Origin of the sequence: Tatumella sp. JGM130, assembly GCF_018257525.1 — a bacterium.
In the GTDB taxonomy this organism is placed as follows: domain Bacteria; phylum Pseudomonadota; class Gammaproteobacteria; order Enterobacterales; family Enterobacteriaceae; genus Tatumella; species Tatumella punctata.
Genome location: NZ_JAERJS010000019.1, coordinates 1 through 23,173 on the forward strand (window position 1 = coordinate 1; position 23,173 = coordinate 23,173).

The window sequence follows — 23,173 nt, forward strand, 5'->3', positions numbered from 1 at the left end:
CACGCCGTCTCACAGCCGTCCGCGGGTCAGTAACGATAATGCGTATGCAGAGTCACTGTTCCGGACGCTGAAGTATGAGTGGCCGTCATCGGGGTTCAGAACGCTGTCGGATGCCCGTCAGTGGGTGGAAAAATTTACCCGGTGGTATAACGAAACGCACCGTCACAGCGGAATACGCTATGTGACGCCGTCAGAGCGACATCGCGGAGCAGATCATGTGCTTCTTAAACAGCGTGATGAACTGTACCGGAGCGCGAGACAAGCTCATCCTGAACGGTGGTCAGGTAAAACAAGAAACTGGCAGCCGGAAGGTCCGGTAACGTTGAACCCGGAACGGGAAAACAGGCGGCTTAAATTAACCGGGGGTGACAACTACCTTGACACTTACCGCCTCCGTTAAACACGGGGATTGCCCGGCTATTACTGCACTGGTTAGCGAGCAAAAAAAAGACTCAGATAATTTATTATCTGAGTCTTTGTTTTATCTGGTGGCCCCTGCTGGGTTTGAACCAGCGACCAAGCGATTATGAGTCGCCTGCTCTGACCACTGAGCTAAGGGGCCTTTAAGTGGCGTGGATTATAAGGTATCTGTGGCTGCTTATCCAGCACCTCTGGTTTAGTTGCTGTTTTTTACAGCAATTATTTACCGGCAGAGGGTATGCAGGACAGCAGCAGGCCCTGTCCGGACTGGCTGCAATACCCGGTAGCAGTAATTAATTTCCCTCTGCGGACGGTATTTTTTAAAATCAGTCACCTGTAGTGATAATTACGCCCGCAGGCGATTACTTATTTCGGAGACAACGATGAAGTTCCCGCGCAGTATCCATTCCGTCATCGAAAAAGGCGGATTGGTGATCATTCTGCTTTCAACCATTTTTGCCGGACTCAGCCATGTGGTGACCATGGTGATCAACCGGCACATCACAGTCAGCGATATCCTGTTGCTGTTTATGTATCTCGAATTTATCTCAATGACCGAAACCTACTGAAAAATGGGTCAGTTACCGGTACGTATGCCGCTGTATATCGCGATGGTCGGTATCGCCCGTCATCTGATGACCGAGCCCAGCGATATTAAACCTCAGGAAATTGTCTGGTATGCACTGGCTATCGTATTGCTGGGTGTCGCGGTGTTAATTGTCCGCTACGGCCATATTAAATTCCCCTACCGTAAACACGAAGACGAAGAAACCTGATCTCCCGCCGCCTGCCAGGTCTCCGGCAGGCGGTTATTGACCGGCCCTCCCCGCAGAAATGTTTTCTTCTGCCCGTATCGTTTGTGCTTCCTGCCCGGACATGCGCATAATCTTCAGCGTTATCTTCTGTTGTCAGTACAGCCGCCAGAACAACAGATTACCGGTGAGGGAATGACAGAATGACGGAAACCAGACGCGAACAACGTATACAGCTCCTGTTGCAGGAAATTAAGCGGGAACAACGGATCCACCTGAGCCGGGCCGCCGCATTACTGGGAGTGTCGGGAATGACCATCCGGCGTGACCTTAGCCATTACCCGCAGCAATTGTTATTGCTGGGTGGCTATATTGTCAGTACCACCCGCCAGCAAACGGCTCACTACTTTATTTCTGATCAGCAAACCCAGCATACTGCGCAAAAAAAACAGCTCGCCCGGCTGGCGGCTGCTCTGATCAGTCCGCAGGACACAGTATTTTTTGACTGCGGAACCACAACGCCACGTATTATTGCCGCCATTGATAATAGCCTGCCCTTTACCGCACTGACGGCATCGATGAATACTTTCCTGGCATTACAGGAAAAAACGGCCTGCCGGGTGATCCTCAGCGGAGGTGAATTTCATCCTGATAATGCGATTTTTACGCCAGTCGGTGCACACCCGCAGCTGGAAGAGGTATGCCCGGCGCTGGCTTTTATTTCGGCGGCGGGTCTGGATGAGCGGCAGGGGGTCACCTGTTACAACCTTAATGAATTACCGATGAAACATCGCGCGCTGCAGCGGGCAGGACATAAAGTACTGGTGCTGGACAGCAGTAAATTCGGCAAAGTATTACCGGCACGGATCGCCGATATTACCGCCTTTGATACCCTAATCACCGATCAGCCACTGCCATCGGGCCTGGCACAGCAACTGACTGCCGCTACGGTACGGGTTATAACACCCTGTTCAGACACGGATAACAACCGATAACCTGCCGCAGGGATGAATATTATACAGCAGTAATAGCGTCCCCGCCGCGAGTTATCTATGATGGCCCGGACACCCTTATCAGAGGATACTGTGATGAAAGTTGCACTCGGGCAGTTTGCCGTCAGCCGCGAATGGCAGGAAAATGCCGCTACTTGTCAGCAAATGATGCAACAGGCAGCTGATGGCGGAGCCGATCTGCTGGTGCTTCCGGAAGCCATTCTGGCCAGAGACAATATCCAGCCAGGTTATGTGATTGATGCCGCCCAGCCGGAAGAGGGGCCTTTTCTCAGTACGCTGCTGGCGGCCAGCCGCGGGTTATCTGTGACCACCATTTTTACCCAGCATATTCCTGCCGCCGATCAGCGGGCAGTGAACACGCTGTTTGCCATCCGTCAGGGTGAGATTATCGCCCGTTATCAGAAACTGCATCTGTATGATGCCTTTGCAGTACAGGAGTCAGCCCGGGTCGATGCGGGTCATCAGGTTCCTCCCCTGATTACGGTGGCAGGGTTACAGGTCGGGCTGATGATCTGTTATGACATCCGTTTTCCGGAACTGGCCAGACGGCTGGCTGCAGAAGGGGCCGATGTACTGGTTCTGCCCTCAGCCTGGCTGCGTGGCCCGCTAAAAGAAAGGCACTGGGAGTTACTGACCTGTGCCCGTGCGCTGGAAAATACCTGCTATATGGTTGCGGTGGGGGAATGTGGCCCGAAAAATACCGGCAACAGTCTGGTCGCTGACCCGCTGGGTGTCATTATCGCCAGTGCCGGTGAAGCGGCGGGATTACTGTTTGCTGACGTTGATCCGCAGCGGATCCGTTATGCACGGCAAATCGTCCCGGTACTGGAAAATCGCCGTTTTGCCACCCCACAGCTCAGGGACAACTGAGGCCGCTCAGAAAGATTATCACTGCCTTCACCCGTTCACCACCGCGCGGGTTTATATGCAGAGAATGCAGACCGGACACTTTTCTGCAGGCATACCGCCTGCGAAATCACCTCTGCTGATAACACAGCCCTGCCCGCCGGTCACTGTTCCCCGCGACAAAATATGCCGGGGTACCGTTGCGTCAGCACATAAATGCCGCAGGATATCGCGGTGCGGGCGCATTTGCTGGCCATTTCCGGCCAGCCCATTCTGAACGATGGCGGTATCCTTTACCGTTAACCTGCCCTTCTTCTGCGACGGTAAATCACAGCCACTGTGTTCAACTGACGGTGATTTATTTTCTTTCAGAGTGCCAGTCTCCGACGGTTAGGTCTTTTTTTTACTATCCATAACAAAAGGGTATTAACCGACAGCAAAAGCAGGCTTTACAAGCTGTTCTGCAATTTTTATAGTCAAAATGTATAAAAATCATAAATAACTATAAATTATTTCCCTTGGATACAGGACAGACAGGCGTGAAAACTGCAATTGCAATCCACGGCGGGGCCGGGACTATTACCCGTAGTGCCCTGAGCCCTGAAAAAGAACAGCAATACCGCCAGGCACTACAGGAAATTATTACCGCAGGTCAGGATATTTTAACCGCCGGTGGTAGCGCCACAGACGCCGTCACTGAAGCGGTACGTCTGCTGGAAGAATGTCCGTTATTTAATGCCGGTAAAGGTTCAGTCTTTACCCATCAGGGGACCCATGAACTGGATGCCTGCCTGATGGATGGCCGCACCCGTCAGGCCGGTGCCGTTGCGGCGGTCAGCAGGGTACGTAATCCGGTGCTGGCGGCCAAAGCCGTGCTGGAACACAGTCCCCACGTCTTGCTGGCGGGTCCGGGAGCGGATGATTTCGCCGCCGCACAAGGTCTGGAGATGGTCAGCAAAGATTTTTATTCTACCGCTGAACGTTTCGCACAGCTGCAACAGGCCCTGCAGAGTGACGGTATTCTGCTGGACCATGATGCGGCTGCCCTGCAGGGCGGTGATCCTATCGATCCGAAAAGTAAATTCGGCACTGTGGGTGCTGTGGCACTGGATGCCGCTGGCAACCTGGCCTCAGCCACGTCTACCGGGGGGCTGACCAATAAACGGGCCGGCCGTATCGGTGATACTCCGCTGCCGGGCGCGGGCTGCTATGCCGATCAGCAGGTCGCCGTCTCCTGCACCGGCACCGGCGAGGTCTTTATACTGGCCCAGGCCGGTTACGATATTTCGGCACAGATCAGGTATGCCGGACGCTCTCTGGACAGTGCCTGTGAGCATCTGATGCGGACCATTGGCCAACTTGACGGCGAAGGCGGTCTGATCGCTGTCGATGCCAGTGGTCATATCGCACTGCCTTTTAACAGCGAAGGAATGTACCGCGCCTCTGCTCAGGGCGAAAACCCGCCGCAGGTTGCTATCTACCGCCAGCTATCAGACATCTGAGGAACGGCCATGACTGATCTCCCCCGGGCAATGATCCGGGATCCGGAACGGGTACTGCTGGCAGAAAATCTCAGTGTTTCCTTCGGACGTAACCCTCAGTATTTTCAGGCCGTTGATCGCTTATCACTGTCCGTCAACCGTGGTGAGACACTGGCCCTGGTCGGCGAATCCGGTTCCGGTAAATCCGTGACTTCCCTCGCCCTGATGGGTCTGCTCCGGCAGAACGATGCTCAGGTTTCCGGTGAGCGCTGGCTGCGGCGGCGCAACGGATCTCTGTTTGATCTTGGCCGCGCCGATCAACAGCAACTGCGCAGGATCCGCGGAGCAGATATCGCAATGATCTTCCAGGAACCCATGACTTCCCTGAATCCGGTATTTCCGGTCGGAGAGCAGATCGCCGAATCTCTGCGTCTGCATCAGGGAAACAACGCCGCACAGGCCCGTAAACAAGCCTGTGAATTACTGGAACGGGTGAAAATTCCGGCCGCCGCAGATGCGATGCAACGCTTTCCTCACCAGCTTTCAGGCGGAATGCGTCAGCGGGTGATGATCGCCATGGCTCTGAGCTGTCGCCCGGCACTGCTGATTGCCGATGAACCCACCACTGCACTTGATGTTACCGTCCAGGCGCAGATCCTTAATCTGATCCGTGAACTGCAACAGGAGATGCATATGGGGGTGATTTTTATCACCCACGATATGGGCGTGGTGGCCGAAATGGCCGACCGGGTGACGGTGATGCACCATGGCCGGCAGGTGGAAACCGCCCCGCTGCGTCAGTTATTTGTGGCTCCCCGCCAGCAATATACCCGCGAATTACTCGCGGCAGTCCCTGCTCTCGGCACGATGCGTGGTCAGCCGCTACCGGCAAAATTTCCACTGCCCGACGAAGGTAACTCTGCACTGGTACTTCAGCCGGATACCGTACAGCGTAATGCTCCGCCCGTATTACAGGTCCGGGATTTAGTGACCCGTTTTGATATCCGTGGTGGCTGGCTGAACCGGGTCGAACGTCAGGTACATGCCGTAGAACACGTCAGCTTCGATCTGTATGCCGGAGAAACTCTGGCACTGGTCGGTGAATCCGGCTGTGGTAAATCCACCACCGGTCGTTCACTGCTGAAACTGGCCGACAGCCAGGGCGGATCGATCACCTTTAACGGACAGCGAATCGATCAAATCAGCGGATCGGCACTGGCGCATCTGCGCCGTGATATTCAGTTTATTTTTCAGGATCCTTACGCATCACTGGATCCGCGTCAGACCGTCGGTTTTTCCATTATGGAACCGTTGCTGGTACATAACGTGATGGATCGCGCCGCTGCTGCCGAACGGGCCAGAGAATTACTGATCAAAGTCGGTTTGCAGGCAGCCCATGCCAGCCGCTACCCCCATCAATTTTCCGGCGGACAGCGACAGCGGATCTGTATTGCCCGCGCACTGGCCTTAAACCCGAAAGTAGTGATTGCTGATGAGTCGGTGTCCGCACTGGATGTCTCTGTACAGGCAAAAATCATTAACCTGATGATGGATTTACAACAGGAATACGGTATCGCTTTCCTGTTTATTTCCCATGATATGGCGGTGGTTGAACGAATCAGTCATCGGGTCGCTGTCATGTATCTCGGGCAGATCGTTGAGATAGGTACCCGTCAGCAGGTTTTCGAAAATCCTCAGCATCCTTATACCCGTAAACTGATGGCTGCGGTGCCGGTCGCCGATCCGGATGCGCCGCGCCATATCAGCAGTACCCGCGTCGAAGAGATCCCGGATGCCATTTACCGGCGCGGAGAGGCCCCGCCACCGGTGACCCTGGTGCAGGTGGCTGCACAGCATTTTGTTGCACGTTGTACGGATCCGATCCGCTGACCTTTCACGACATACTGCCCTCTGCGCGCGACAGCCCGCCAGGCATAATAATCATCACAGGAGAACAGGACGATGAACCAGAAAACCGCTCAGTGGCTGATTGCCGCCGGCCTTATCGGCAGCAGTGCCGTCGCCATGCCTGCTTTTGCCGCCAAAGATATTGTCGTTGCCGTCTTGTCCGGCTTTACGACTATGGACCCGTACGATGCTAACGACACCCTGTCCCAGAGTGTGGCGAAATCTTTCTATCAGGGATTGTTTGGCTTCGATAAAAATATGAAGCTGGAGAATGTGCTGGCCGAAAGCTATACCGTCAGTAAGGACGGACTGACCTATACGTTTAAACTGCGCCCGGCAGTGAAATTCCAGGACGGTACTGACTTTACGGCAGAGGCGGTTAAAGTGAACCTTGACCGCGCCAGTAACCCCGACAGCCACCTGAAACGCTACAATCTGTTTAAAAATATCGCCCATACCGATGTCGTTGATCCTTTAACCGTTAAAGTGACCCTGAAACAGCCGTTCTCAGCGTTTATCAATAATCTGGCCCACCCGTCAGCAGTGATGATCTCTCCGGCCGCACTGAAAAAATACGGCAAGGATATCGGTTTCCACCCGGTCGGTACCGGCCCGTATCAGTTTGTCAGCTGGAACCAGACTGACGATATGAAAGTTAAAAAATGGGACGGTTACTGGAAAAAAGGTTACCCGAAACTGGATGAAATCACCTGGCGTCCGGTCGTGGATAACAATACCAGGGCAGCAATGCTGCAAACCGGCGAAGCAACGCTGGCCTTTCCTATCCCTTACGAACAGGCACCGTTGCTGAAAAAAGACAATAAACTGGATGTTGTCACCTGGCCTTCGATTATGCAGCGTTATATCAGTATGAACGTCACGCAAAAACCGTTCAGTAACCCGAAAGTCCGTGAAGCACTCAATTATGCAATCAACCGCCAGGCCCTGGTAAAAGTGGCATTCTCCGGCTATGCCACCCCCGCCACCGGGATTGTGCCTCCGGCCATCGCTTACGCCCGGACCTTCCCTGAACCGGTGTATGACCCGGCAAAAGCCCGCGAGTTGCTGAAAGAAGCCGGTTATCCGAACGGTTTTTCCACCACTCTCTGGTCGTCACATAACTACACGACGGCACAGAAAGTACTGCAGTTTGTGCAACAGCAGCTGGCTCAGGTTGGCGTTAAAGTACAGGTACTGGCTATGGATGCCGGACAACGGGCTGCACAGGTCGAAGATAAAGGCCAGAAAGAGAGCGGAGTCAGGATGTTCTATACGGGCTGGTCCGCCTCCACCGGTGAAGCAGACTGGGCACTGACACCTCTGTTTGCCACCGCATCATGGCCACCGGCGATTTTCAATACGGCTTTTTACAGTAATCCGCAAGTGGATAAAGACCTGGCCGATGCCCTGAAAACGACCGACGATGCACAAAAAACCGCCCTGTATCAGGATGCACAGAATCTTATCTGGAAAGACCAGCCATGGATCCCACTGGTGGTTGAAAAACTGGTCTCCGCCAACAATAAAAATCTGACCGGTTTTTATATTATGCCGGATACTTCGTTTAATTTTGACGATGCGGATCTGAAGTAAAATAACAGGGCTGGCAGCAATGCCAGCCCCTCCGTCAGGACAGTGAATGTTTAATTATTTTATCAAACGCCTGCTGGGTATGATCCCGACACTGATGATTGTCGCGGTACTGGTTTTTTTATTTGTTCATATGCTGCCCGGCGACCCGGCCCGGTTACAGGCAGGCGCCGATGCGGACGACAGCGTGGTCGCCATGCTGCGCCATCAGCTGGGGCTGGATTTACCCCTGCCGGTACAATTCTGGCATTACCTGCTGCAGTTAATACAGGGTGATTTCGGACAATCAATGGTTTCGAAACGCCCGGTCAGCCAGGAAATTGCCATGCGCTTTATGCCCACCCTGCTGCTGACCCTGACCAGCATGTTCTGGTCCTGCCTGTGTGGTTTAATTATCGGAGTTGTATCGGCCGTATGGCGTAACCGCTGGCCTGACCGGCTCGGGATGCTGCTGGCGGTCTCCGGTATTTCCTTCCCTGCCTTTGCCCTCGGTATTCTGCTGATGCAAATCTTCTCGGTGCAGCTCGGCTGGCTACCGACAGTCGGGGCCGGAAGCTGGCAACACTATATTCTGCCATCACTGACTCTCGGGGCGGCAGTGGCGGCGGTAATGGCGCGTTTTACCCGTTCATCTTTTATCGAAATTATGGATGAAGATTATATGCGCACCGCTCGCGCCAAAGGCGCATCTGAGTTTGCGATTATTTTTAAACATGGCCTGCGTAATGCCATGATCCCGGTCGTCACCATGATGGGCCTGCAATTCGGTTTTCTGCTGGGGGGATCGATTGTTGTGGAAGTGGTATTTAACTGGCCGGGCCTCGGACGATTACTGATTGATTCGGTTTCTATGCGTGACTATCCGGTGATCCAGGCCGAAGTTCTGCTGTTTTCGTTTGAATTTATTCTGATAAATCTGCTGGTTGACCTGCTGTATGCAGCGATTAATCCGGCTATCCGTTACCGCTGAGAGGACTTAATGAAAAACTGGCGACGTGACGCAGCCCTGAAAGCAATGCCGTTACTCGAAGCACATCAGCCACGCACTCCGTGGCTGGAGTTCCGGCAACGTTTTCAGCAGCAGCCGGTAGCCATGGGTGCTGCGGTGTTTATTTTACTGCTACTGATCCTCGCGGCAATTGGCCCGTGGGTCAGCCCCTATGATGCTGAAAACTTTTTTGATTATGACCGCCTCGATCAGGGACCGACTCTGGTGCACTGGTTCGGTGTCGATGCTCTGGGACGGGATATCTTTAGCCGTGTACTGGCCGGTACCCGTATATCATTGCTGGCGGGAGTGTTCTCGGTCGCGATTGGCTCGGTAATAGGTACACTGCTCGGCCTGATCGCCGGGTATTACCAGGGCTGGGCTGACCGGATCATTATGCGGATCTGCGATGTATTATTCGCTTTCCCCGGCATCCTGCTGGCAATAGCTATAGTCGCGATTATGGGCAGCGGTATGTCTAACGTTATTCTGGCGGTGGCGGTGTTCAGCATACCGGCCTTTGCCCGGCTGGTGCGTGGCAATACCCTGGTACTGAAACGCCAGACCTTTATCGAAGCGGCCCGCAGTATCGGGGCCCCTGACCACCATATTATATTACGGCATATTTTGCCGGGTACCCTGTCGTCGATAGTCGTCTATTTCACCATGCGTATCGGTGTTTCGATTATTTCGGCTGCCAGTCTGTCATTTATCGGTCTCGGCGCACAGCCCCCCACCCCGGAATGGGGGGCAATGCTGAATGAAGCCCGTGCTGATATGGTGATGGCCCCCCATGTCGCTCTGTTCCCCTGCCTGGCGATATTTCTGACAGTACTGGCGTTTAATCTGCTGGGTGACGGGTTACGTGATGCCCTTGACCCGAAACTGCGTACTCACCGGTAACCTCCGTTCAGCCGCGGCAGCAGTACCGAGACGCTGTGCTACTTTTCTCTGCGGGCCTGCTCAGTAGCCGCTTTATGTGCTTTTCCCCGGCCATGGCATGCCGGCCGGGGAGCGGCTCTCTGCCGGGGTGAAGGATAATTAATTATTGTCAGTCACTATCCGTCCGCAGTAATAATATCAATCTGTCACTGATTATTTATAGACAGACAATCCGTCACAACAGCATGACGAAACACACGCTTAATCCCCCGCCAGGGAGGCAGCTATGTCTTGCCGGCTGAATAACCAAAAACCGATAATGCATTAAACTTCCTTAAGCTCACAATACAACAAAGATCACAGCATAATAAAAAAATACGCAAAAACATTGCTGATTCCCCCGGTAAAATCATTATTAAAACAATATAATTAAGCAGTAATAAAAATTAACCAATGAAAAATAAATTGAAATTAAATTTCATCAGCTTAGCGATCACTAAACAGTGATTTTCTGAACAATCTGACTAACTAGCAATTAATGTTAAAAAAACACAATGACATTCATAATAAAAACCGAAAGAAATATAAAGCATCAAATAACAAAATAGCTGCGGGTGGCTGATATTTCATTTCTTCACAACATAACGCACCGGAGAAAATAGTATTTTATAAATCCATAACCAACATTAACACTTACTTCAACATTCATACAGAGACTGAATAATGAACTGGATAGTCGGCGTGTTACGTACTTATCCTGAAATCGCTATTTTTTTAGCATTAGGGATAGGCTACTGGTTTGGCGGAAAAAGTTATCGCGGGTTTAGTCTTGGGGTAGTGACATCAACACTGATCGCTGCATTGATCATTGGTTCGGTCGGTATCGAAATATCCGCGGCAGTAAAAAGTATCTTTTTCCTGATGTTTTTATTTGCGGTCGGCTATGGTGTCGGGCCACAGTTTGTTCAGGGTATCGCCAAAGACGGGCTGCCGCAGGCGCTGTTTGCGGTGGTGGTATGCGTTATTTGTCTGCTCTGTGCAGCAATTGCTGCCTGGGCTGCGCACTTTAACTTAGGCTCTGCCGCCGGGTTATTTGCCGGTTCGCAGACCATCTCATCGTCAATGGGCTTAGCCACCGATGCTATTAACCGGCTCGGGTTACCGGCCAGTAGCACACAAGGTGCGCTAAATGATATGCCGGTTGCCTACGCGGTAACCTATATTTTCGGCACCATTGGTTCAGCGGTTTTCCTGGCGCTGATCGGTCCGAAAATGCTGGGGATTGATCTGGCTTCTGCCTGTAAAGACTATGAAGCAAAACTGGGCGGCGGCAGTGCCGGTAATATCGATGATGAAGGCACTGCCTGGCATAATTACGTGCTGCGGGCTTATAAAATATCGGCTAAATCTCCGGTCGCCGGTAAAACCATTAAACAGGTCGAACAGGAAAATAATAATAACCGGTTATTTATTGAAGGACTGCGCCGTAATGGCGAAGTACTCAATATTACCGCTGATTTACGCATTCTGCAGGATGATATTCTGGCGGTCGGCGGATCATACCAGAGTATTATTTCTGTCCTTAAGCATGCTGATGAGATCGCAGATCCGGTACTGCTGGCTCTGCCGGAAGAAGGTATCGATGTACTGGTCACCAATAAAAATTACTATGGAAAAACACTGCAGGAACTGGCATCCCGTCCGACAGCCCACGGGGTATTTATCCGTAAAATTAAACGCGGCTTACTGTCCCATGAGATTCCCGTACTACCGGGGACTGCCCTGCACCGCGGAGATGTGTTAACTATCCACGGGCTGACAAAAGATATTGAACGGGCGGCACGGGATTTAGGGGTGGCGGATAAACCGGTCAATATGGCAGATGTGTCTTTTATCGGTCTGGTTATTTTTATCGGTGCGGTCATCGGGGCAATCGTGATTAATATCGGAGGTATTCCGGTCACCCTGTCTACCGCCGGGGGGACTCTGATTGCCGGGCTGGTTGCCGGATGGCTGCGTTCGGTGCGTCCGTCTTTCGGACATATCCCGCAACCCACGGTCTGGTTTATGAATTCAGCCGGTCTGAATGTCTTTATTGCAGTCGTCGGTTTAAATGCGGCCGGAGGCTTTATTCATGGCCTGCAGACTCTGGGACTCAGTTTATTTCTGTGGGGAATATTTTCCACTCTGGTTCCGCTGATTATTTCCATGTATATCGGCCGCTGGATATTTCGTTTCCATCCGGCATTACTGTTTGGCTGCCTTGCCGGAGCACGAACCACTACCGCAGCACTGGGGATGATTTGTGATGCTGCCAAAAGTAATATTCCGGCGCTCGGATATACCGTGACTTATGCCGTAGGTAATACCCTGCTCACTATCTGGGGCATGGTGATGATTATGATCCTCTCGTAATCAGCGGGTAACCCGTTATTACAGAGAAAATATCATTATATTTAATACAGGAATAACCATGAATATGAATAATGATTTAAATAAATACTCAAACCTGAGTCCGTTTGAGCTGAAAGATGTATTAATCAGTGTTGCCAGCGGCAAATCTAACCGTATTATGCTGAATGCCGGCCGCGGCAATCCTAACTTTCTGGCCACCACTCCGCGCCAGGCGTTTTTCCAGCTGGGCCTGTTTGCCACCGCTGAAGCGGAATTGTCATTATCTTATCTGGAACAGCAACTGGGGGGGATCCCCGCGGCTGAAGGTATCAGCCACCGGTTTACGCGGTTTCTCCACCAGCAGCAGGGGCAGCCGGGGATTGATTTACTGAACAAAAGCCTCAGCTATGTACGTGACCAGTTAGGGCTGGATCCTGATGCCTTTATTCATGAGATGGTGGAAGGGATCCTTGGCTGTAATTACCCTGTTCCGCCCAGAATGCTCAGTCTGAGTGAAAAGATCGTTCATGAATATCTGTCTGATGAAATGAGCAGCGATAAACTGCAGGGCCAGGAATTCGATATATTTCCGGTGGAAGGCGGTACCGCAGCCATGACCTACATTTTCAACTCATTGAAAATGAATCACCTGATCAGTAAGGGGGATAAAGTCGCGATCGGGATGCCGACGTTTACACCTTATTTCGAAATACCGCTGCTGGAAGAGTATGGTCTGGAGATAGTGACTATTAATGCCTGTGCTGAGCAGGGATGGCAATATCCGGACAGTGAACTGGATAAACTCAAAGATGATAAAATTAAAATATTTTTTATCGTTAATCCGAGTAATCCGCCGTCAGTCAGCATGAGTGAGCACGCTCTCAGCTATATTAAAAATATTGTGAAGACACAACGCCCTGACTTATTTATTCTGACTGACGATGTGTACGGAACCTTTGCTGATAAATTTAATTCGTTATTCAGTTACTGTCCTGAAAATACCGCCCTGGTCTATTCCTGGTCAAAATACTTTGGTGCGACCGGCTGGCGGCTGGGGGCTATCGCCCTGCATAAGGACAATATTCTGGATAAACAGATCACCGCGTTCCCGCAGGACATTCATCAGCGGCTGAATAAGCGCTACTCTTCCATTGTTGACGACAGCAGCAAACTAAAATTTATCGACCGGCTGGTCGCCGATAGCCGGGTGGTGGCCCTGAACCATACCGCCGGGTTATCCACCCCGCAACAGGTACAGATGGTATTGTTTTCCCTGTTCTCATTAATCGATATCAACGAGCATTACAAAACCGCACTGAAAAAACTGATCCGCCGTCGTCACCATGCGCTCTACCATCAGTTGCAACTGACCATTCCGGAAGATAAGTGGGAAGTTGAATATTATACCCTGCTTGATTTCGTCGATATTGCCAGCCGGTTATATGGCACTGAATTCGGCCAGTGGGCCCGGCAGAATGTGGACATTAATGCATTACTGTTCAGGATCGCCGACGAAACCGGTGTGGTTATGTTACCGGCATCCGGCTTCGGCACCCCGATGCCCGGCGGACGCGTTTCCCTGGCGAATCTGAATGAATACGATTATGTGAATATCGGTAAAGCCCTGAAACAAGTCGCTGCCGAAAGTTATCAGCGCTATCAGAGCTCACGATCAGCCAGATAATCCTGTCGTGCACTCACGGTATTCTGTCGTGTTTCCTGCCGCGGGCCGGGACACGACAGCCTGTTTCATCTCCCCGTTTCCGCTGATTATCCGCCGGTACTGTCAGCATATAACACAATATCGACGCGGATCGGATCACTGACAATTACCGGATATTGCCCCATAGCAAAAGACCGACGGGAAAGGGTGGTTTGTGCGGATAAACGAATACGCTGTGCAGACACACGGCGTTGCTGAGCAAATAATATCAGTGACTTACGGACATTTTTGATCTGCAGACTGCCAAATACCCGGTAACGTCCGTCAGGCAGTGCCACCATCCGGTTGCTGCTGAACACTGCTTCAGGGTATTTTTCCTGATCAAAAAAAGCAGCACTTTTTAATGCGCGGGTCAGCAGCCAGTTATTGGCGTCCAGTGCAGCAATCGGTAGCCTGGCCTGCAGACGAATTTGTGAATCCTGCTGTTGATCAAAATTTATCTCTCCCTGAACAGCCGATAAACGGGCATGGTATTCCCGCACCCCAATCATTTGCCAGTATAATTCGAGATGGCTGAGCTGCGGATTAATCAGATACTGTCCGGCTACCCCTGCTAACGGGAGACAGGCAACAATCATCACCAGTAATTTTATGGCCGGGGACATACCTTTTCCGCCCGATAACTTAACAGACTCCGATGATAAACGCTTCGCGTAGGATTTAACAGCGACAGGCTCCCGGCCTCGGCAGCCTGTTTCCGGGCCGCTATCGGGCCGCTGTCTCAGCGTTTTGTGGCAGAATAAAAGGTTCCCCCAGAGTCAGCATCAGACGATTCGCCCAGGCAAAGAAAGCTGCTGACTGAATCAGATCCGTTATTTCCAGCACCGGGAGAGAGAGATCACTCAGGGTCCGCAGGTGTGTCGCAGTCAGTTGCGGAGGCGTCAGAGACAGGGCCGCAACCGCCTCAATTTCGGCCTGCCAGCGCTCTGACTGTCCGGCGGATAACGGGTCTCCCGGCTGAACCTGTAGCAGCAGTGCCACTTCATCACGTTTCTTAGACAACTGGCTGGCCTTACGGGCATGGACCGAAGCGCAATAAATACAGCCATTCACTTTACTGGTCACCGCTGCCGCCAGCTCACGCTCGGCACGGGGCAATCCGCCGGGCGTATAAAAAATGCCTTTATCGGTTAATGTCCGCTGTTCCAGTACCGGCAGATCACGCCCCAGTAAACGGAAATATGCCGAGTTCTGATGGCCAAAACCTGTCAGGATCTCCTGCTGTTGCGGAGTAAACTCTGTCAGTGGTTTTGGCGCTAACCAGGGCTCCCAGCCAAGAGTTTTCTGGGTAAACGCGACCGGGGCTGGTTGCTGTTGTTGTGTCTGCGGGTGAGTATGCCAGCGGCCTGCACACACCGGAGGGTTAGGCTCACCGGCAGAAGGGGCCTGGTGATCTGCCAGTAACCGGAAACCGCTGATTAACCGGCTCTGGAAACTGACAAAAGCAATCAGCTGTGCCAGGGTGACAATAGTGTCTGTCTGCCAGCCAGCCTGCTGCAAGTGCTGTATATCATCCGGCCCGCACGCCACCGGCTCGAACGTCAGCCGGCGGGCAAAACTCAGGGCCGCCGTCAGCGCGGCAGAAGGCTGCGCCGCCGGGCTCAGGGACGCATAATGTTGTTGTAATGCTGTGAGCTGGTGCCAGGCCGCCACTTGTGCCGCAATCAGGGTACGCAGGGCCAGCGGAAAGTCATCACTGCCGCGACTGAACAGCGCCTGATAACTGCCCTGTGTATGTTCGGTTGCCTGCTGACGGATTACGCGGCTTTTCGCCAGTTCAGAGCCGGCGCTGATACCCGCTAAATACTGAACCACATCATAATTTTCACTCATAGAGACCTCTCCGGTAAAGACTCCGGGGCAGTATTACGCAGCACCGGGGTAATATAACGCGACAGTAATTCCAGCGAACGCAGTACATCCCCGTGTTCCGGCTCCACGGAATGAACCTGGAAGGAGATATCCGTGACCCGTGACAGGCAACTGTCACGCAGCAGAGATGCCAGTACATCCGGCGGGTCGCCGATATGCGCATCAAACTGCCCGATATAGTCGTCAAGGGTTTCACCCCGCAACTGATGACCCGACTGGCGGTAACCTTCGGCCTGCGCCGTCAGGCCAGGTAACGCAATCTTACGGGCATACTGCCGGTCATCGGCGACAAACGCGGTACGGGATGCCAGAATCCGCGGTTCAGTTCCGGCAGGCAGAGCCGCCAGATAGGCATCAATCAGCGGATTTTGCAGTTCATCCAGAGCCAGTCCCGGCTGACCCGCCGGTCGCGGCTGGGTACGGGATAACATCAGCCCGAGGCCTGCTTTACCGGCTCTTTCCGCGCCTTCTGCGGAGAAAGTGGCAATCCAGAGTTTATCTGTCAGTTGCGGGGCCGCAGGGTACAGGCAATTCGCGGTCTGCTGTAACGGTGCCCCTCGCAGCCCCTGCTGTAAAACAGCCAGATTCGCGGCAAACGTCTCCGCCCGCTGATCAAAAGTTTGTCCGAAAGGTTCAAACGAGCCCGGGGTTCCCCCGGAGCCCAGCCCCAGTTCCAGGCGCCCGCCGGTCAGCAGATCCAGTACCGCGGCATCCTCTGCCACCCGTATCGCATTTTCCATCGGCAGGGTGATAATCGCCGTCCCGAGACGGATTTTCCTGGTATGGGCACCGGCATGGGCCAGGAATAATAACGGCGACGGCAGCCCGCCTTCATGCTCATGAAAATGGTGCTGGGCGACCCAGGCACTGTCAAAACCCAATGCCTCCGCATGGCAGATCTGTTCTGTTGCCAGCCGGTAACGTTCTCCGGCCGGCGCTTTTTCCAGTAACCGGGTAAAAAAACCTATCCGTTTTGCGGTCATATATGCACCTCCTGCGCTGGCGTAAATGAGGGTATCGCAGTAATCAGCTGCCGGGTGTATTCGTTCTGTGGCGCAGAAAACAGCTGTTCGGTACTGCCATGTTCTACCAGCTGACCGTTACGTAATACGGAGACCTGATGAGCAATACGGCGTACCACCTGTAAATCATGGGTAATAAATAAATACGTCAGTGACAGCTTTTGCTGTAATTCCCTGAGTAATGTCAGGATCTGCGACTGCACCGTAACATCCAGCGCCGAGGTTGCCTCATCCAGTACCAGAATTTCCGGCCGGAGGATCAATGCACGGGCAATCGCCACCCGCTGCCGCTGTCCTCCGGATAACTGATGCGCCCGCCGTGATAACAGGGACGGATCTAAGGCTACCTGAGCCGCAGCGGTTTCCACCTGTTGCTGACGCTGCTGTCGTGTCAGATTATGAAAATTGAGTAACGGCTCTTCAATCACCGAGAACAGGGTCTGACGCGGGTCAAGAGATGAAAAAGGGTTCTGATACACGAACTGGATTTTCTGTCGTAACTGCCGCCAGCCCTGGCGGGATAAGCTGGCGACACTCTGTCCGCTGATTTCGATACTGCCACTGTCTGCCTGTTCAAATCCCAGCAGAATACGGGCCAGAGTGGTTTTTCCGGAACCTGACTCGCCGACCAGTGCATGGGTCGTGCCCCGCAGTACTGTCAGAGAAATATCCTGCAACGCCTGCATCTGCTGGCGATGATTAAGAGAAAATCGCTTACGGACTGCCTGCATACGGATTACCGCAGGGCTGTCAGGCTCCGCCACCGGCAGCGGGACAGTCGTATAGTTTTGTCGTACATCAGCCAGTAATTGTGCAGTATAAGGGTGCTGTGGCTGACGGATCACCTGCGCTGTAGTGCCCTGTTCCAGTAACCGCCCTTCTCGGAATACCGCCAGCCGGTCTGCATGTTCACTGGCCAGGGCCAGATCATGGGTAACGAACAGTACCGCAGTCCCGTAGTCATGTCGCAATTCATCAATCAGCGTCATGATATGTTTTTGTACCGTAACATCCAGTGCGCTGGTGGGTTCATCGGCAATGATCAATGCCGGTTTTAAAGCAATGGCAATAGCAATTAATACCCGTTGTTTCATGCCCCCGGACAGCTGATGCGGATACTGAAGAATTCGCTGTTGCGGATGACTCAGTCCGACCCGTTGGAACAGTTCTGTCACACGCTGCCGGCGCTGGCGACGTGACAGGCGATCCCCGCCCAGCAACAGCACTTCTCCCACCTGCTCACCCAGCGTTTTTAACGGGTTAAGGGAGTCAGCCGGATCCTGCGGGATCAGTGAAATCTGCGATCCCCGCAAACTGTCCAGCCTGGCGGAAGACCACTGGCTGATATCTTCGCCATTAAACCGGATATGGCCTGCGCTGCGGCGGCCATTTTCCGCTAACAAACCGATAACCGCCTGAGCGGTGGTCGTTTTTCCTGACCCGGATTCACCCACCACTGCCAGCATTTCACCGGCATTCAGAGTCAGGCTGATACTATGGACGGTCTCCCGCCACTGGTCAGCGGAATGATAAGCAATACTCAGCTCTTCCAGTTGTAACACCGGCAATCTCTGAAGGGTCATGAGACTTCTCCTGAAAAATAGCGGCTGATGCGGTTAGCTGCCAGCACCACCACAATAACCACCCCGCCCGGGAAAGCAGCCAGCCACCAGGCCGTTGCCAGATAATTACGCCCTTCGGCAATCAATAATCCCCATTCCGGTACCGGTGGCGGGCTGCCAAATCCCAGAAAACTCAGGGTTGAGAGTGCCAGAATAGCCTGACCAAACTGTAAGGCGGAAAACGCCAGCAGTGTGGGTAAGGCATTTGGCAGGACATGTCGCAGAAAGACCGATAAAAAGTGCCCGCCGCTGCCAAATGCCGCCTCGATATAATCCTGATGACGGATACGTAATACCTCGGTGCGCGACAGACGGGCAAAATTTGCCACCGAAGCACAGCCCACGGCCAGCGCCGCATGCAGAGTTCCGGCTCCCAGCAGGATAATAATGCTCAGCGACAATAACAGTGCCGGTATTGATAGCAGTACATCCACCAGCCGCATAACCAGGTTGTCTATCCTTAAACGACTGAAACCCGCCAGCATGCCGACAGCGCCGCCCGCCACCAGCCCGACAGCAACCGCCGCAGTCGCAGCCGATAATGACCAGCGGGTGCCATAAATAATCCGGCTTAACAGGTCACGCCCCAGCTGATCGGTACCCAGCCAGTGATGACTGTCGGGAGGGGTCAGCTGGATACCGGCAATACCATCATAGGGGTTGTAGCGGGTAAACCACTGGGGAAACAGGGCAGCCAGTATTGCCAGTACAATCACAGTGGTGGCCAGCAGTAATCCCGGTTTGAGATCAGGACGCCGCCGGGGGCTATGGGCAGAAACGCTTAACAGACTGGTCATACTCATAGTTTCCTCCCCGACAGACTATTCAGGCGCGGATCGAGTAACGGAGTCAGCAGATCTGCCAACAGATTACTCACCACATAGGACAGCGCTGATATCATCACTATGGCTTGTAATACATTTTCGTCTCTGGCGTTGACTGCCTGCCAGGTCACCTGTCCCAGCCCGTTCAGCCCGAAAACCGTTTCAGTGACCAGTGCTCCGGCAATCAGCTCACCGAGCAGCAGACCGGCCACCGTCAGCAGTGGCAGGCTGGCGTTCCGCAGAATATGGCGAAACAGCACCCGACGCTGGCTGGCTCCGCGGGCGCGGGCAGCGGCGACAAAAGGCCGGGTACGTACCTGATCAATACTGCGCATAAAAATCTGTGCCAGCGGCGCGGCAATCGGGACCGCCAGGGTGATCACCGGCAGGATCATTCCGCCGATCGGCGATGGATTGATCACTGAGACCCAGTTCAGTTGAAAAGAGAAGATCTGGATCAATACGATCCCCAGCCAGAATACAGGCAGAGAAACCAGTAATGACGGTAGTGAAAGCAGTATGTTACGCAGCCAGTTCAGCCCCGGTAACCAGGCGAGGATCGCCAGCCCGGGGCCTGCCACCAGCGCCAGCAGAAAACCGGGGATCACCAGTTTCAGGGTCTGTGGCAGGTTAGTCGCCAGCACCTGGCTGACCGGCACCCCCAGCTGGACCGAATAGCCCAGATTACCATGCAGTATCGCCAGTAAAGCCGAAATATACTGCTGCCAGCCGGGTACCCCCTCACCGTATAACTTACGCATCTGAGCAATCTGTTCCGCACTCAAACCCAGCGAAGGATCAAGGAATTTGATCATAATCGCGTCGCCGGGCAGTAGCTGCAGCAGAATAAAAGACAGTGTCCACGCCGCCCATAACACCAGAACGCCCTGTAACAACCGTTGCAGTAAATAGCGTGCCATTATCCGGTCTCCCGCTTATTTCTTAGCCAGCCAGGCATCGTAAAATGACGGACGTCCGACGGCTTCAAAACTGATCCCTTTCAGCCATTTAGCCCCGGCAAATACCTGCGGTTCTTCAAAGACAGGGATTACATAAGCCTGTTCCAGCAGATAACGCTGAGCCTCGCCGGTCAGTTTCAGACGCTGAGCGTTATCCGTTTCCTGCGAGATCTTCAGTAACAGCTGATCGAGTTTGTCATCACGGAAATGTTTAACCTTATCGCTGAGACCACCTTTTTGCAGCAGTGCATCACGGTTTGTCGGATAAAACATACTTTTAATCACATCAGGATCCGCCCGGCCGACCTCAGAAACGGTCAGCGGTACTTTCAGCGGGTCGAGGTTATTCAGTACCGTTGTCCCTGCATCAGCCGGACGCACATTCAGTACCACGCCGATTTCACGCCACTGGCGGGCAATCAGCTGCAGGACTTCCTTGTTCTGGGGTTGAGGCAGAGAAACGTAAACACTCAGTGATAACGGTATTCCCTGCTTCTGACGGATACCATTGCTGCCGGGCAGCCAGCCGGCTTCATCCAGTAATTTCTTCGCCTGTTGAGGATCACTGGTCAGCAGGTTTTTTAACGGTATATACCCCGGGGCGGTCGATGCCAGTACCGAGGTTGCGGCCGGATAGTTGTCAGAAAACAGGGTTTCCACAATTTGCTGGCGGTTTGTTGCCAGGGAAAGTGCTTTGCGTACACGAATATCAGAGACCCGCGGGTTATCCGGACGGAAACTCAGGCTGTCATTGACACCACGGGTGGCTTCGGCATAGACCGGCAGATGCTGTGCTGTAACCCGTTTCTCATCATAAGCCTGTATCTGACGGATAAAGTCAGCCTGTCCGGCCAGCAGTGCACCGATGCGGACACCATCTTCCGGCGTCACAATCAATTTAATCCCGTCGAGATAAGCCGGTCCCTGATGCGGATCATTACTCGGTCCCCAGTGATAATCCGGACGGGCCACCAGATCCAGTTCATGACCCAGGGTTTCTGATTTCACCACAAAAGGCCCGGAACCGATAATATTGCGTGCATCACCCAGCTGATCGAAATTTTTATCTAATGTGGATAATGACACCAGACCGGAACCTATGGTCGATGTCCCTTGTAAAAACCCTGGTGAAGGCTTTTTAAAATAGAATTTTACGGTCAGCGGATCAATAACCTGGCTATGATCGTAATTATTAATCACTTCTGAGACCGGAAAATGTTTTTCTCTATTTCCCAGACCATAAGTATCAAAATTTTTCGCAACCGCTGCGGCATCCAGCGGAGTACCATCAGAAAAAGTGACTCCCGGACGTAATTTAAATGTCCATTCCGTCTTTTGCGGATTACTGCTCCAGCTTTCGGCAATCCAGGGTTCAATGGCCAGTGTTTTAGGATTCTGCCAGGTCAGTTTATCGGTTAACTGGTTGAGGATACCGCCATTAGGGTAAAAGCCGCCCGCCGGAGGATACAGGTTAGTGTGTGCCTGCTGTTCCAGATAAATTAACGTTCCCCCGTGCTGTGGATTATCTGCTGACCAGGCAGGCAGGGATGCCACCAACAGCGATACCAGTATCTGTTTTTTAAATCCTGCGACGCGCCATCTTTTCATCCACTGCCTCTTTATTATTGTACTCAGACCGTTATTCATAATAAGAGCCACTGTTTTCAGAATTGAAATAACAAAAATGGCATAGCTTGTGTGAAAAAAAACTATCCGGAAGTCATACTTTTCCGGCCATACGTTGTGCCTTTCTGCCCGCCGGTTGTTAGGGGATTGCAGATGTAAGCCTGTCAGGATGTGGATATATCCGCTGTATATACCGTTCAGGAATATATGCGAAGTTTTAATTATTTACCCCGCTAAATAATTTTTTTTATTTTAACGGGGCAACTCTTAAAAAAAGTGAATATCATGAACTTCCAGCAACTAAGAATTATCAGGGAGGCTTCCCGGTGCCAGTTCAATCTGACAGAAGTGGCCAAAACGCTCTATACCTCACAATCGGGAATTAGTCGCCATATCCGTGAACTGGAAGAAGAACTGGGGGTGGAGTTGTTTATCCGTCATGGTAAACGTATGCTTGGCCTGACAGGACCCGGTAAAGAAATGCTGACCATTGCGCGGCGTATTCTTGACGATGCCGGTAAAGCACGCCGGTTAGGCGAATTATTTACCGGTCAGCAAGACGGGATACTGACCATCGCCACCACCCATACCCAGGCCTGTTATTCACTGCCCGATAAAATAAAACTGTTTCGTGAACTCTATCCGAATATTCGCGTGGTACTGAACCAGGGCACGCCGGAAGAAATCCGTGCCATGGTCAGTGCCGGTACTGCCGACCTGGGGATTGCTTCCGAAGTACTGTCAAACAGTGAGGCACTGCGGGCCTTCCCGTGGTTTAAATGGAATCATAAAGTACTGATCCCGCGACAGCATCCGCTGGCCGGCCAGCCCGATGTGACTCTGGAACACCTCGCCGCCTGGCCATTAATTACCTATCGCAGTGGTATGACAGGACGGTCAGCCATCGATCAGGCTTTCGAAAGCGCCTCCCTGAAAACCGATATTGTACTGAGTGCCCAGGACTCGGATGTCGTAAAAACCTACGTAAAACTGGGCATGGGGATCGGTATTGTGGCAGAAACGGCAGTGACTGATGCCGATGAGGGGATCAGCGCACTCGATGTCCGCCATCTGTTTGCCGCCAGTACCGTCTGGATGGCCGTAAAACGCGGCCAGTTGCAACGGGATTATCTGTGGCAGTTTATGATGCTGTGTAACCCTAACCTGTCAGTTGATGAACTAAAAGCCAGCGCGCTGCAAAGCACGGCCTCGGGTGAAACCGCCTACAACTTTGAAATCTGACGGCTGCCG

Annotated in this window: 21 protein-coding genes and 1 tRNA gene; 14 read left to right on the forward strand and 8 right to left on the reverse strand. The window is 52.8% G+C overall.

Features of this window, described 5'->3' with window-relative positions; all coding sequences use genetic code 11:
* Positions 1–400, forward strand: a 400-nt coding sequence (locus JK211_RS10275) for an integrase core domain-containing protein (RefSeq protein WP_212708587.1), incomplete at its 5' end; no start/stop codon positions are given.
* Positions 401–486: 86 nt separating this feature from the next.
* Here JK211_RS10275 and JK211_RS10280 read toward each other — a convergent pair.
* Positions 487–562: transfer RNA gene (locus JK211_RS10280), tRNA-Ile, on the reverse strand.
* Positions 563–567: 5 nt separating this feature from the next.
* On the opposite strand from JK211_RS10280, the gene JK211_RS10285 reads away from it, so the two are divergent.
* The 12 genes from JK211_RS10285 to JK211_RS10340 all read left to right on the forward strand — a co-directional run bounded on the left by JK211_RS10285 (position 568) and on the right by JK211_RS10340 (position 13,958).
* Entirely contained in the window at positions 568–717 is a 150-nt protein-coding gene (locus tag JK211_RS10285) for a hypothetical protein (RefSeq protein ID WP_212708588.1), read from the forward strand.
* A gap of 86 nt (positions 718–803) precedes the next feature.
* Entirely contained in the window at positions 804–989 is a 186-nt protein-coding gene (locus JK211_RS10290; RefSeq protein WP_212708589.1) for a hypothetical protein, read from the forward strand.
* Between the two features lie 3 nt (positions 990–992).
* Positions 993–1,196 (forward strand): phosphate-starvation-inducible PsiE family protein, encoded by a 204-nt coding sequence (locus tag JK211_RS10295; RefSeq protein ID WP_212708590.1) that lies wholly within the window; start codon positions 993–995, stop codon positions 1,194–1,196.
* A gap of 179 nt (positions 1,197–1,375) precedes the next feature.
* Complete coding sequence (deoR, locus tag JK211_RS10300; RefSeq protein ID WP_212708591.1) at positions 1,376–2,167, forward strand: DNA-binding transcriptional repressor DeoR; 792 nt, start codon at positions 1,376–1,378, stop codon at positions 2,165–2,167.
* Positions 2,168–2,260: 93 nt separating this feature from the next.
* Positions 2,261–3,055, forward strand: a complete 795-nt coding sequence (locus tag JK211_RS10305; RefSeq protein ID WP_212708592.1) for a deaminated glutathione amidase — start codon at positions 2,261–2,263, stop codon at positions 3,053–3,055.
* Between the two features lie 515 nt (positions 3,056–3,570).
* On the forward strand, positions 3,571–4,533 hold the full coding sequence (locus JK211_RS10310) for an isoaspartyl peptidase/L-asparaginase family protein (RefSeq protein ID WP_212708593.1): 963 nt from the start codon (positions 3,571–3,573) through the stop codon (positions 4,531–4,533).
* Between the two features lie 9 nt (positions 4,534–4,542).
* Positions 4,543–6,402, forward strand: a complete 1,860-nt coding sequence (locus JK211_RS10315) for a dipeptide ABC transporter ATP-binding protein (protein ID WP_212708594.1) — start codon at positions 4,543–4,545, stop codon at positions 6,400–6,402.
* Positions 6,403–6,474: 72 nt separating this feature from the next.
* Complete coding sequence (gene gsiB, locus JK211_RS10320; RefSeq protein WP_212708595.1) at positions 6,475–8,013, forward strand: glutathione ABC transporter substrate-binding protein GsiB; 1,539 nt, start codon at positions 6,475–6,477, stop codon at positions 8,011–8,013.
* 46 nt (positions 8,014–8,059) lie between these two features.
* On the forward strand, positions 8,060–8,980 hold the full coding sequence (gene gsiC, locus JK211_RS10325; protein ID WP_212708596.1) for a glutathione ABC transporter permease GsiC: 921 nt from the start codon (positions 8,060–8,062) through the stop codon (positions 8,978–8,980).
* A 9-nt stretch (positions 8,981–8,989) separates the two neighbouring features.
* A complete protein-coding gene (gene gsiD / locus JK211_RS10330) occupies positions 8,990–9,901 on the forward strand; it encodes a glutathione ABC transporter permease GsiD (protein ID WP_212708597.1) in 912 nt (303 codons plus the stop codon).
* Positions 9,902–10,603: 702 nt separating this feature from the next.
* Positions 10,604–12,295 (forward strand): aspartate-alanine antiporter, encoded by a 1,692-nt coding sequence (gene aspT, locus JK211_RS10335; protein ID WP_212708598.1) that lies wholly within the window; start codon positions 10,604–10,606, stop codon positions 12,293–12,295.
* 58 nt (positions 12,296–12,353) lie between these two features.
* Positions 12,354–13,958 (forward strand): bifunctional aspartate transaminase/aspartate 4-decarboxylase, encoded by a 1,605-nt coding sequence (locus JK211_RS10340; protein ID WP_212708599.1) that lies wholly within the window; start codon positions 12,354–12,356, stop codon positions 13,956–13,958.
* An 86-nt stretch (positions 13,959–14,044) separates the two neighbouring features.
* On the opposite strand, the gene JK211_RS10345 is transcribed toward JK211_RS10340, so the two are convergent.
* The 7 genes from JK211_RS10345 to JK211_RS10375 form a co-directional block, all read right to left on the reverse strand.
* On the reverse strand, positions 14,045–14,602 hold the full coding sequence (locus tag JK211_RS10345) for a YceI family protein (RefSeq protein ID WP_212708600.1): 558 nt from the start codon (positions 14,600–14,602) through the stop codon (positions 14,045–14,047).
* Positions 14,603–14,702: 100 nt separating this feature from the next.
* A complete protein-coding gene (locus JK211_RS10350; RefSeq protein WP_212708601.1) occupies positions 14,703–15,830 on the reverse strand; it encodes an alkylhydroperoxidase domain protein in 1,128 nt (375 codons plus the stop codon).
* Positions 15,827–16,852 carry a putative FMN-dependent luciferase-like monooxygenase gene (locus JK211_RS10355; RefSeq protein ID WP_212708602.1) on the reverse strand — a complete coding sequence of 342 codons (1,026 nt, stop codon included), beginning with the start codon at positions 16,850–16,852 and terminating at the stop codon, positions 15,827–15,829. The genes JK211_RS10350 and JK211_RS10355 overlap by 4 nt, the downstream gene beginning before the upstream one ends.
* Positions 16,849–18,459, reverse strand: a complete 1,611-nt coding sequence (locus tag JK211_RS10360; RefSeq protein ID WP_212708650.1) for an ABC transporter ATP-binding protein — start codon at positions 18,457–18,459, stop codon at positions 16,849–16,851. Before JK211_RS10360 ends, JK211_RS10355 begins: the two co-directional genes overlap by 4 nt.
* Positions 18,460–18,470: 11 nt before the next feature.
* Positions 18,471–19,316 carry an ABC transporter permease gene (locus JK211_RS10365; protein ID WP_212708603.1) on the reverse strand — a complete coding sequence of 282 codons (846 nt, stop codon included), beginning with the start codon at positions 19,314–19,316 and terminating at the stop codon, positions 18,471–18,473.
* The gene (locus JK211_RS10370) at positions 19,313–20,257 is read right to left on the reverse strand and encodes an ABC transporter permease (RefSeq protein WP_212708604.1); all 945 of its coding nucleotides are present in this window, start codon (positions 20,255–20,257) and stop codon (positions 19,313–19,315) included. Before JK211_RS10370 ends, JK211_RS10365 begins: the two co-directional genes overlap by 4 nt.
* A 15-nt stretch (positions 20,258–20,272) precedes the next feature.
* Positions 20,273–21,904, reverse strand: coding sequence for a TIGR04028 family ABC transporter substrate-binding protein (locus JK211_RS10375; protein WP_212708605.1), 1,632 nt, complete (start codon positions 21,902–21,904; stop codon positions 20,273–20,275).
* Between the two features lie 303 nt (positions 21,905–22,207).
* Between JK211_RS10375 and JK211_RS10380 the strand changes: the two genes are divergently transcribed.
* Entirely contained in the window at positions 22,208–23,164 is a 957-nt protein-coding gene (locus JK211_RS10380; RefSeq protein WP_212708606.1) for a LysR substrate-binding domain-containing protein, read from the forward strand.
* Positions 23,165–23,173 lie beyond the last annotated feature (9 nt).